We start from the raw sequence: 12,455 nt of genomic DNA, 5'->3' as shown, positions 1-12,455 counted from the left end.
TAATATTTGTTAATAACCTGGGAGATATTTTTAGATCTCCCCGGCGGTAATGATTAGTTGTTTATATCATTTTCGAGTACTTATTTAGTATGGTTGATGATTGAAATTAAAACGGTGAAATTATTTATTTATTAACCTAGAATCCGAATTGAAATGGCATATTTAATAGTCGTATTCACTTTGGAATAAACGTAGCAATTTGGGTAATACCTGGAAGCAAATTCTGAGTTTGGGATGCCAAGTATTAAGTTATTCAGCATGTAGAAAGGACCATAAGAGCTCTATAAATACCCACCATTGGATATTTAAAACTGGAAACCTAAAGTCTCCCGAAATAAAGGAAAGTAAATTAAGCCTTTCGAATATGTAAAAAACAAGAAGGAAAATCAGTGCTTCGTTCAAGAGGAAATTCTGATCATGCGATCGAAACCCTAAGTAGTGGATGACACTACATATGCCAAATTACTATATAACCATTCTGGCCAGTTATAAAGGAAGAACGATATTTTTAATAAAGTTTTGGGCAATTAATCACAGGCAAAAGGAGACAGAAGTTGGTAAGATTTCTTTCAAAACTAAATTTTTCCAAACAATGCTAAATTGCCAATACTAAATCAGTTGTTTACGTCCCATTGTTTTTCGATCAGGCGAGCAAGTAAAAAGGGTCGGAGTAAAGATAAGAGTCCAACCCATTTATATTTTTAAAATACTCTGTTTAAGGGATGGTGAGCATATATATTGCACCAGCATGATGACACTTACCAATACGGTTCTTGTAATTCCACCATGTTGATATCCCATCTGTAAGCCTTTTATTGAAACCTTATATAATGAGTAGCCTAAAAGAGGAATACTTCTATGTTTAATTTTGACCTAGCGTTAAATATTAAGGTAGAGGGCTAACTTCAAATATTAATGGCTTCACCTGGGAGCCCTTACCATCCAAGGTAATTTCAAAATCCTTTTCAGGGTATACTGAAACCAAACCGAGCTTTCGAAGTTGTTCACTATCAATTTTCGCTTTATACTTCCCAGGTTTTAAGCCCAGAAAATTAAAATGCCCTTCCCTACCGGATACTAATGTTGTAACCGACTTAAGATTGTCCTTTTGGTATATATGTATTTTCATACCTATCATTCCTTCCCTAACACTATCCTGTTCAATTAATATACAACCTGCCAACTCTAACATATCAAGTCTTTTCTCATTGTAAAAGCTTACTATAAAAGCGTCAGGAAATCCATTATTCTTGAGTTCCAGTTTTAAATCCCTGGCTTCTTCCAGAGTTTTTAGGTCCCCAACAGCATATTTATACACCCCTTTATGTTGATATGTATAAATACCCTTTAGCCCCTTAAAAAGGTTGTGGTATTGAGGGAGCATCATATTGGAAGCCAGAATCTGTACTTTGAAGACCAAGCCGTTACCCGAATTATTTTTAAATTTATATAAATCTTCTCCTTTGTCAGGTATTGGTTTCAATATAAAATTCAAGTCCTGCGGGCTTATTTCGGTATTGTCCTTAATGGAAAGCAGAAAAGAATTTGTCGGGGTTCTCATTTTATAAGACCTTACTAAACTAGTATCCAAAACCACCTTATAATTTCCATGAGGCAGTCCTCTGATTTGAAATTTGCCGTCAGCTTCGGACAAATATGTTTCCACTTTTTCATCATAAACGTTATAAATTTTTATGGGAATTCCCGCCATTCCAGTCAGCTGTATTAAATCCTGATACAACACTTTACCTTCTGCCTGCAAAGGATTCAATATTCCCAAATTATCAAACGGAACAATTATGGCCTTGTCAAAACCGAGCTCAATCAAGGTCTTTCTAATCTCAACCGCATGATTAAGATTTTTACTACCCTCTAAAAAGTATTTATATTTTGGACCCTCTCTGTAATGTTTTAGAGTTGGAAGCCAATCAAAAATAGGCGATCCGCTTTCCAATTGCTCAGGGGTCTCCATTAACTGAACATTAAATACCAAGGGCTGGTGAACTTCCTTAGGTGTTGGTTTAGCTACCACTTCGAAATTATATGACGATGTATTACGGTCTTTCCCTTTAAAATCATTAACGATAGAGTTCCTAAGTTCATTTGAGCTGTTTTTTGTTAAATCAAATAGCTCTTTTTGTAAACTCTTTAGAATCTTTAACTTCTCATGTGAGATTCGCTCTCCATTGTAATGATAAATTACAAAAGAATCCTTATGGCCTTTCTGTACAGCAATTCTTCTAAGTTCTAAAGCTTCATTATAATTGGTGGTTTCCCTCCAAGTATAAGAATAATTACCATCATTTATATAGTATGAAATGTCCGATATATCTTTAAAAATAGGATTGGTTGGAGACAATTTTTTCTTGGAAGTACGAATTTGGACACTATAAATTAAACCTGGCAGCTTGACCTTAGGATCTATTGTCTTTTGGAAGTTATTGGTGTCAGAAATTTCCAGTAGGGATTCCTTTTCAGTATACGTGGACTCTGGCAAAGGTTGGTTGCCAGTAGTGCCCATAGCATACTTATTTATACTTTTTCTTTCAAAAGTGTCGATATCTGAATGTGTGGGAAGTGACAGTCCATTTAAAATTAAATTTTTCTCGCTTTCTTTTTTTGGAGATAAGCCATCTTCAGGAACATCTAATTTAGCAATGTCCTCATAACGATTTAAATCCACAAGCTTTAAAAGAATATTATCAACATAATCCCCCTCTTCACCATTTTGAATTTTAAAGTGAGTTTCTTGATGTGGCCTTAATCCAAGCTTGCCCTGTTGAAGGGTGTCCGGTTGAATGCTATATTCCCCGGATGGCAAGCCGAAAAAACTAAAAAATCCATCACTTTCAGAAGTAATATGTGCTAATTTTTCCCCAAACTTATCCTTGATAGTCATTCTAACTGAACCTATACCCTCTTGTTCGTATTTAACGTAGCCACTCACCTCCCCCATTACATTGATAGGTATTTTTACCAATTTTATCTGGTTCGGGTTCAAGGTTAAGTTCATACTGTTATAATCCATGGTCCAAGCAATATTTTGAAACTGATCGGAGTTAAAGGTGAAGTAATGCGGAACATATGGTTCCATGCCAGTGAAGATAATGGAACCCGTATCCAGATACTTTTTGAGCCCACCGCGCTTGCAATAAACCTCCAAACCTTTTATTTCTGGTTCCGCACCATCTTTTTTTCCGTTACCATTGACATCTAGGAATGGTAAGAATTTTACACTGGCCTGACCTAAGGCCGTTCTTTCGTCAAAGACCATATAGTCTGCCTCATGGGAATAGGAAGCCCCTCCAGTAAGTATCTGAGAGAAGGAACTATGGTCGGTATTTATATTACTTGAAAGGCCCAGGCGTGAAAATCCTAAGCCTATAGTAACGCCAAAGTTTAAATAGAACTTATCATACTTAAAATTGTGTTCAATATTAGATCGGAAGTAGGTATCCTTAAATAGATGTTTAGAGATTTCACCTCGTACCGAGGTGATTTTATTGTCAATATAGTTAAATTCTATTTGCGGTGACAATGTCAATTTGTAGGGCAGTCCCATTGAGAATGTAAATCGGGAAAAAAAATCGGGCTTGGTCAAATCATTATAAAATGCCCTTGTATGAATATTGGTGTTGATACCTAAAACATTGCCACTTAGTAGCCACTCAAGGTTGGAAAAATTATTATTACCTAGAACTGTCTGTCGAAGGGCCAATCTCGAAGAAACAGCAAATTCACCAAAGCTGATTGGGGTCGTTAGAATTGCCGAACGCTGTTCATTGTAGTTATAAAGAATAGCCGTTTGATCCTTCTGATACTTGGTATAAAAGAGGTCTAAATGATAATTTTTGCGATGGCGATAATTCAATGTAGCCCTATATCCCACATTGGGCATATACTCCGCGGAAATAATCGTTTGTCCACCAATTAGCATATTTCCATTCACATAAGGAATCACTTGATTTTTTTCGAGGGAAGACAAATACTCCAATCCCCCACCCAAAGATAAATTTTGTGACACCCCATAATTTATTTCCGATTGAAGAAAAAGTGCTCCGGTATCTTCCACTACTCCAAAGTTTACGTCGTATTCATAATTTCCACTCTGTTGCAAATTAAAAGGTATGGTTATTTGTTGGTTGGAATGTTCCTCTTCCCCATAAGGTCCATAATAACGTAGGTTTATGGATGTATTTCCATAAACCAATGGTATTTCAAAACTAAAAAACCCGAAATTATCGGCCTTCGCAAAATCTACGAGGGCATTATTGATGAACAATTCTACCATCCAGCCGGGTTTAGTATAGTTGCTCAGGATATAGGTGCCAAAAGAACGCTTTCGATATGTTGGTGCATTTGTCATTTGTACACCAACAATTGGACTAAAAATTGAAGATCTTGTTTGGGTACTAATTTTACCTATCGTTAATTGACGAATCAAAGTATTTTCGTTATTCACCAAACGCCAACGGTAAAACTGGTTTCGGATGTCAAGAGGTTGGTCGGTAACCGCATTTAGCCTACCACTAAGTTCTCCGCCCATAAGTACCCCTCCTAGTCCAAGACCCAGGCGACTATAGTTCATTCCGTCCGATCTTTGAGTTGAGAATATATTCCACCTAGCGGTGCCAAAATCAAATAATGGCTTCTCCTTATAAATTGTGGTATCTGCTATCGGAATCTGTAGGTCATTGGGTATTTTTTGGCGTAACTTATTACGTATTGCCTCCTTAAGATAGGGGAGTTCTATTTCCACTTCCATAAGCACCGATAGGTTTCTGAAGTTGAAAGTACTTTTTAGGCCAAAAATTTCGTAAATAATTTGTTCCCTTAAATATACGCCTGAAGTATATTTGCGTATGTCTGTTTGTGATAGTTCGTAAACATTACCTTTATAAGTAATAACTTTTCGCTCGACATCAATTTTATAAATATCATCCTGGTCCTGTAAATAACCCTCCAGTAGATTCAATTGAGGATCCGATTCAATTTTTATTTTCAGAAAATCAAATAACTCATTAATTGACAGAAATAATTCTTTTTCACAAACCAGGGACTGCAGTTCAATTTCTCCAATAAGTTCTACTCGCAAAGATACCGGGACTTCATCACAAGCTTGACTTTGGATTGCCAACGAATTCCATGGTAACAAAAAAAAAATAATTGGACAAACTATTTTCTTTACGAAAAGATACAATATGTCCGAGTTCATTTTAAGAAATTTTTTATCTATTTCAATCAGTTAAGAAAGGGAGTATAGTAGCCCTAACACTAACATTTCCTTGATATGTCCCCCAACTTTTGCCACTACTAGATTCTAAACGTAATATACCTCCTACGGATATTCTTAAAGGTGAATCATGACTTACTATGTGATATTGAATGTTTTCGTCATTATCAACCCTATGTCCAGTTAGATTTGCAGTATTAGTGAGCTGACTATTGAAAATTTCGACTTTAACTTTTATGGGTTTCAAACTCTCCGTCCAAATATTAAAAATAGCAGCGCGAGGAAATAATCCGATATGTCTCACATTATTTTCTGCGTACCAGGTACCGTCGTTGCGAACGATGATATTTCCATAACCATTCCCAGTAACATAAAATTTACCAAAATCAAGATCTTGAATGGCCGTTACATGTACATCCTGAGCAAGAGAAATTGAAAAGGAAAGGGAAAGTAAAAAACAGGTCCAATATTTCATTTCCCAAAATGCCGTTATAGATTTAATGTTTCCTGTGCATAAATTCGTTCATTACCTTCTTCTTTATAGGTTGCTCTAATTTTTCCATTGTTTAGATCTAGTCCATCCAATGTATTGAGTCCAAAATGTGCCTGCCTTAAATTTCCAGGAGCATAGACGGCAAAACCTTTAATAGTTTTTAAATGAATTATTTTTCCATTAGGCGAGATATACTCAAATTCAATGTTGCCATAAGAGGAAAAATTACCATTGCGTTCAAGGCTCATTGAAACTGAAATATACTGCTCTTTGATATTTTCCACTTTGAAGGATTCTATGTTTACTTGAATATTTGGATTTCCAACCCTTATAATATTGGCTATAGAAATTCCATAGACATAATTCAATTTAATACTGATATTGTCGTCAGATGCCTTCCCACTTCCCCTTTCTTCGGGATTTTTTGGATTTGGCACGGATCTAAAATATAGATGTGACCTATATTCTCCTTCCGCTATGTTCCTTTCATTGATCAATTGAACTTTGACTACCTGGGATTCACCGGGCAATAAAGTAATGTGGCGAGGGTATATTCGTAATTTTTTTGAGGCGATATTTTGGTTGGCATAAATTGTGTCGAGTTCAACCAATTTACCTTCCTTATCCATATCTAATTCGATATAGGAAATTTTATAGGTAGTAGTTTCAATACCATTATTTGTGACATAGACTTTCTTTACCTTTTGATGATTTCCATCGAATACAATACGTTTTGGAAAAATTAATAAATCGCCCTGTGCATATCCACTTAATGATGTTGAAATAATCATTACTGCGCATATCCAATCTTTGGACAGGTTCACCAAAAAAGGCATAAGATTTCTTTTGTACATAATCGTATAAATAAGAGGTGCCTACTAAAAATCAGTAGACACCCTTTTAATCAAACTTCTATTTAATTGTAATTCACAGTTACGGTAAGGTCTGAAGTGCTACTATAGACACCTGCGGCTTGAGCCGCACTTAGATTTAATGTGGCACCCACATTTACAGTTTCAGCCCCACCTGTTAATGTTCCAGTTGCACTCGGATCACTTGTAAAGGTGCCTATGGTCATAGAGTTTGCCCCAGCATTGGCCTCCAAAGTTATTGCACCACTAGGCAAAGTAATTGCATAGGTATAGCCGCTTTCACCAGTAATAGCAAAAGAGGCAGCACTAACAGTTCCCGATGTAGCAGGTGTAGTAGCGTCTCCTGTAGTAGTTCTGGTTCCTCCAGGCGCAAGTACTACTGTACCAGAATTTAATGAACTTACGGCAACATTCCCGAAGTTCATATCAGTAGTTTTTGAAATGGCTATCGGTGCAACAACAGTTGCCGTGGCACTTGCATTGGCTGATTCCTGAGCCTTGGAATTGGTAATTGACAACAACATTAAAATTGCAATTAAATAGGTGATTTTTTTCATGGCAAATTTTGATTTAGGGTTAATAATTTATCTGGGACAAACCTATAATCATTCCTATGAATAATCGCTGTGATATAAAAAATATTCGATGAAATGCACGTATCTCATTTTATTAAGAATACCATATAGTACCTTTTAAGATTAAAATTTGAGATTCATTGCACTGAATAAATGTTTAAGTTCAAAAAGGAATTTTCAAACCCATAATCAAGTAATGAAGCAACTTATTCTAGGCTTTTTAATGATCACTTCAAATTTTGACAAAGGCGATTAAAGTGTAAACTTATTTAATGTGTAGTAAAACCTCCTTACACCATGATTTGACTTTCTTGAATAGTTCTTGAGGTTATGTCTATTAGTCACTGTCCAGGACACGGTTCCTGGTTTTTTTTTGTAAAACTTATCCAAAATCTAAGCATCTACCTTACAATTCCACTTCATCGAGTAATTTTTGCTTTAAATAATTTAACACATAAATTTGATTGGTAACAGAGCATATATCTAAGATTTTCAACCTTGTTTTACCACACTTATTAGATTTGCCAGAACCATTGCTGTCAATAGTTCAAATTTCATTTAAAACTAGGAAAACACCAAGACCATTTTCTCGTGCGCTGTTTGAGCAGAGTCATTTAGTAAAACTCACTACGTCTTTTAAGATTTACACAAAGTATTGATTATTAGCGGTATACCTTCACCAACTTTGTTGTGCTATGTTTAATTCTCTATTATTGCTATACTTGCGACATAGGCGTTCAGCTAGTTATAAATTTTCATTATTTTTAACAAATAATGCGATAAAACCAATTATTTACAGTTATACACAAGTCTGAACAATAAATTACCTTCAGATACCTATATAGCAATGAACTCCTTAGTCAATATTCTCTGGCTTAGAAAGTTTTTTTTTAAATAAATATTTAATTTTCATTATTTTTTCTTGTATTGGCATAATCCCTGAATAATTAATTCTTTTTATGAGACAATCTCAGTTGATAAATATCTTTATAGATCAAAACAAAGATCTTCTTTGGATGATCGACCTTGACTTTAAATTGATTTATGCCAACAAAGCCTATCTAAATGTAACAAAAGAATTGAATAGTGTTGAAAGTACACTGAACGAGTCAATATTTGCTGATGTCGTAAATGAAATTGAAATTGAAAAATGGAAAACCTATTATATCAGAGCGTTTAAAGGAGAATCTTTTGAAATAGAGGAGCATTACTTCAATCCAAAGTCAAATGAAACTGAATTTATTCAAGTAACTTTTGAACCTTTTACCGGAGACAATGACAAAATTATTGGTGCAGCCTGCCGTTCAAAAGATATAAAAAAAATTGTAAAGAAAAGATCTGAAGCAAATCAATTAATGGATGCTTCCTTAGATGTTTTCTGTACAATTAATGAAGATCGGAAATTTGTGTTTGTAAGTGCAGCTTCTCTAAAGCTTTGGGGGTATCCATCTGAAGAATTAATCGGTACATCCTATTTGGATTTGATTTTGGAAGAAGATTTGGCCAAAACCAATGAAATAGCTACTTCTGTGCTTTATGGTAATAATGTAAAATCCTTCGTTAATCGTTATAAAAAAAAGAAAGGCGGTATTGCCTATAATTCTTGGTCGGTAAGGTGGGATGGCGAAACCAAACTCGTGTATTGCGTTGCCAGGGATATCGAGGAAAAAATCAAGCAAGAAGAAAAAATTCAACATAGCGAACAACGATTTAAAGCTTTGGTTCAAGAGGGGTCTGATGTTATAGGAATACTAAATGAAGAAGGTGTTTATGTTTATGTTAGCCCAACTAGTTTGGCCGTTTTCGGTATACCACCGGAAGAATATATTGGAAAAAGTGCCTTTGATTTTATCCATCCTGAAGATTTAGAAAGGACATTAGGAAGTTTGCAAAGAATAGCTGTCGAAAATACGGTAACTGTAGAACCCTTCCGATTTAAAAACTATAAAGAACAATGGAGGTGGGTTGAAACGGTGCTAACGAATATGTTAGCCAACCCAGCGGTGAAAGGTATTGTAGCCAATTCAAGGGACGTTACAGATAAAATTGAGGAAAAACAAAAACTGAAACTCCTTGAAAGTGTTGTCACCAATACAAAAGATGCCATTTTAATTACCGAAGCGGAGCCACAAGATGAACCAGGGCCCAAAATAATCTATGTTAATGAAGCTTTTACCAAAATGACGGGTTACGAGGCGGACGAAGTTATCGGTAAAACCCCTAGAATTCTACAGGGACCCAATTCCAATGCAGAGGATTTAGCAAAACTTGGTCGCGCACTTAGAAATTGGGAACCCTATGAAATAACCACTATCAACTACAAAAAAAACGGAGAAGAATTCTGGATAAACTTTAATGTCACTCCAGTAGCTAATGGAGAAGGCTGGTACACGCATTGGATAGCCATAGAGAGAGATGTTACTGAGCAAAAGATCAAAGAATTCGAAACGGAACTGGTAAACAAAATTAGTGATATTTTCCATGGAAGTATTGAGAATGACTTAAAAGTATGCATAACAAACCTATGTGAACATATTGCTAAGTATGGAGATTTTGATTTCGCAGAAATGTGGTTACCCTCCCTTGACGATAAAAAGATTAATCGTATAACAGCTTATATTCAAGGTGATAGGGGAAGTGCTTTTCAAAATGCAACCAAAAATATTACATCTTATTCATTTGGAGAGGGGATGCCTGGTTATGTTTGGCAAATGAAATCGATAGAGATTTGGGAAAATATAGACGAAAGATGGCTTAAGAAAATAAAAGAGGATGTGAGCAAGTCGGGTATTGTAACGATGATGGGAGTACCATTAAAGCATAAAGAAGAGGTTATCGGTATCCTGTTGTTAGGTACAAATAAAACTGAATCTGCCCTATCATTTAATTCGGCGCTATTTCAAAAATTAGAGTCTACGATTGGTGCAGAACTTAATCGAAAAAAGATAGAAATTGAACTAGCTCAAATTTTCAACTTTACACCAGATATGATTTGTGTGGCCGGATTTGATGGCTACCTTAAACGCATAAATCCAGCAGGATTAGAGTTGCTTGGGTACTCATTAGAAGAAATGCTCTCGCAACCAATAAAATCTTTTGTACATGAGAAGGATAGATCGCTAACTGTTGAGAAACAAACAGCTCTTTATAATGGAGGCAATATGCGGCATTTTGAAAATCGTTACATAACAAAACAAGGTAAAATAGTATGGTTGAGTTGGTCTGCTACTTCTTCGCCAGAACAAGGTATTGTGTATGCCGTAGCTAAAAACATTACAGAAGAAAAGAAACTTAGAGAATTATATCAACATACAGGGAGATTGGCCAAAATAGGCAGTTGGGAAGTTGATTTAGTGAATCAAAGTGTATTTTGGTCGAGCCAAGTTCACCGAATACATGAAACAGATCCAAATTCATTTGTTCCAGATTTGGAAAGAGTAATTGATTTTTACCGAACAGATTTTCGTGAAACGGTACGGTCCTGTATAAAAAGGTGTATATCTTCAGGTGAGTCATTTGATTTTGAAGCAGTTGTGATTACGGCTAATAAAAAGGAACGTTGGATACGTGCTATTGGGAATAGCCAATTTATTAACGGTGAGTGCAAAAGTATTTTCGGTAGTCTGCAAGATATTAACGACCGTAAAAAAGCCGAATTTAGGCTCCAATCATTGGCGGATAACTTACCAGGAGTAGTCTTTGAATACCTAATCTATCCCGATGGAACCGACATCATCAATTATGTAACAAATGGTTCAAAAACAGTATGGGGATATTCTTCAGAAGATGTAATTGAAAATAACCATTTGGTTTGGGACAGAATAAAGGCCAGTGGCGACTTTGAAAAAGTTCAAAAAAGTTTTGCCCAATCTATTGAATCTAGAACAAAATGGACAGCACGGTGGAAATATGATTTGCCCAATGGTGAAATAAAAACACATTTGGGTTATGGTTCACCACGTTTTATGGCTGATGGATCTATAGTATTTAATTCGGTGATATTGGATGTCACAGAGGAGGCCAAGAATGAAGAGCTTTTGGAACAGGTTACAAAACTAGCGAAGATTGGTAGTTGGGAGATAGACTTGGCAGAAAATAAGGTTATTTTGTCCAGTATAATGTCTAATATCCTAGAAATAGAACTGAAATCATATACTCCTGATTTGGAAAGTTGGATGAATTTTTACAGGGAGGATTTTCGCTCTTTGGCACAATCAAAGATGACGGATTGTTTTGAAAAGGGCATTTCGGTTGATTATGAAGCCGTAATTGTCACTCCCAATAAAACTGAAAAATGGGTTCGTATAATAGGCAGTGCGGAAATGGTTGATGGTAGACCTAAAAGAGTCTTTGGTAGTCTACAGGATATACACTCACTTAAACAAATGGAATTAAAGTTAATTGATCTGAACCAGGAGCTACAACAGTATACGCTTGAGCTTGAACGTTCCAATGAAGATCTGGAGCAATTTGCGTTTATTACATCCCATGACTTACAGGAACCACTAAGAATGGTTTCCAGCTTCATGGATCAATTGAAGCGAAATTACAAAGATCAACTTGATGAAAAGGCACACCGATATATTGATTTTGCGACAGATGGCGCAAAAAGGATGAAGCAAATCATACTTGACCTGTTAGAGTATTCCAGATCAAAGAGCCCATCGGAAGGTAAAGAAGCAGTAGATATAAACGAGTTACTTTCTGAATTTAAGAAGTTAAGAAGAAAACTAATCTCTGAAAAAGGAGCTACAATCAAATCTAACGATTTACCAACATTGCATACCTATAAAGCTGCTATCACCCAGATATTTCATTGTATTATAGACAATGCAATCAAGTACTCTAGGGAATGCACTCCGCCAATTGTTGAGATATATGTTGAGGAAAAGGACCAAGATTGGCAATTTTCAATCCAAGATAACGGAATAGGAATAGAGCCTCAGTTCTATGAGAAAATATTTATTATTTTTCAAAGACTTCACAGCAAGGACGAGTATACTGGTTCTGGAATAGGGCTTTCTATTGCCAAAAGACACATTGAATTTTTAGGTGGGCGGATTTGGCTGGAATCAGCACCGGGAGGTGGCACTATATTTTATTTCACAATTCCAAAAATTATAGCAGAGCAATAATCAAAAAACGTAATTTGTACATGTACATTATGGGTAAGGTGTTAAGGAGATATTTTACTTGTTTTGACACTTATTTCAATAAAAATTATCAACAGGATATTTAACTTTTGTTATCCTGAGGACATAATTTTCTTAGAGAAAAGGTTT

General features: G+C 35.6%; 5 protein-coding genes. 1 reads left to right on the top strand and 4 read right to left on the bottom strand.

Translation table 11 applies throughout. The features are described 5' to 3' along the window. Positions 1–886 precede the first annotated feature (886 nt). From H4O18_RS15385 to H4O18_RS15370, 4 genes are all read right to left on the bottom strand, one after another. Positions 887–5,215, bottom strand: coding sequence for a hypothetical protein (locus H4O18_RS15385; RefSeq protein ID WP_187586146.1), 4,329 nt, complete (start codon positions 5,213–5,215; stop codon positions 887–889). A gap of 22 nt (positions 5,216–5,237) precedes the next feature. Then, on the bottom strand, positions 5,238–5,708 hold the full coding sequence (locus tag H4O18_RS15380; protein ID WP_187586144.1) for a DUF4402 domain-containing protein: 471 nt from the start codon (positions 5,706–5,708) through the stop codon (positions 5,238–5,240). 14 nt (positions 5,709–5,722) lie between these two features. Beyond that, on the bottom strand, positions 5,723–6,580 hold the full coding sequence (locus H4O18_RS15375) for a fimbrial biogenesis chaperone (protein ID WP_187586142.1): 858 nt from the start codon (positions 6,578–6,580) through the stop codon (positions 5,723–5,725). 62 nt (positions 6,581–6,642) lie between these two features. Then, positions 6,643–7,155, bottom strand: a complete 513-nt coding sequence (locus H4O18_RS15370) for a DUF4402 domain-containing protein (RefSeq protein WP_187586140.1) — start codon at positions 7,153–7,155, stop codon at positions 6,643–6,645. Positions 7,156–8,132: 977 nt separating this feature from the next. Between H4O18_RS15370 and H4O18_RS15365 the strand changes: the two genes are divergently transcribed. Beyond that, positions 8,133–12,308, top strand: a complete 4,176-nt coding sequence (locus tag H4O18_RS15365; RefSeq protein WP_187586138.1) for a PAS domain S-box protein — start codon at positions 8,133–8,135, stop codon at positions 12,306–12,308. Positions 12,309–12,455: the final 147 nt, after the last annotated feature.

The organism is Arenibacter arenosicollis (assembly GCF_014397245.1).
GTDB lineage: Bacteria > Bacteroidota > Bacteroidia > Flavobacteriales > Flavobacteriaceae > Arenibacter > Arenibacter arenosicollis.
This window is presented reverse-complemented; position numbering and strand designations above follow the sequence as displayed.

Coding starts and splice junctions, on each gene's coding strand:
- H4O18_RS15380 (WP_187586144.1), bottom strand. CDS start 5,708: ATGAAATATTGGACCTGTTTTTTACTTTCCCTTTCCTTTTCAATTTCT.
- H4O18_RS15365 (WP_187586138.1), top strand. CDS start 8,133: ATGAGACAATCTCAGTTGATAAATATCTTTATAGATCAAAACAAAGAT.
- H4O18_RS15375 (WP_187586142.1), bottom strand. CDS start 6,580: ATGTACAAAAGAAATCTTATGCCTTTTTTGGTGAACCTGTCCAAAGAT.
- H4O18_RS15385 (WP_187586146.1), bottom strand. CDS start 5,215: ATGAACTCGGACATATTGTATCTTTTCGTAAAGAAAATAGTTTGTCCA.
- H4O18_RS15370 (WP_187586140.1), bottom strand. CDS start 7,155: ATGAAAAAAATCACCTATTTAATTGCAATTTTAATGTTGTTGTCAATT.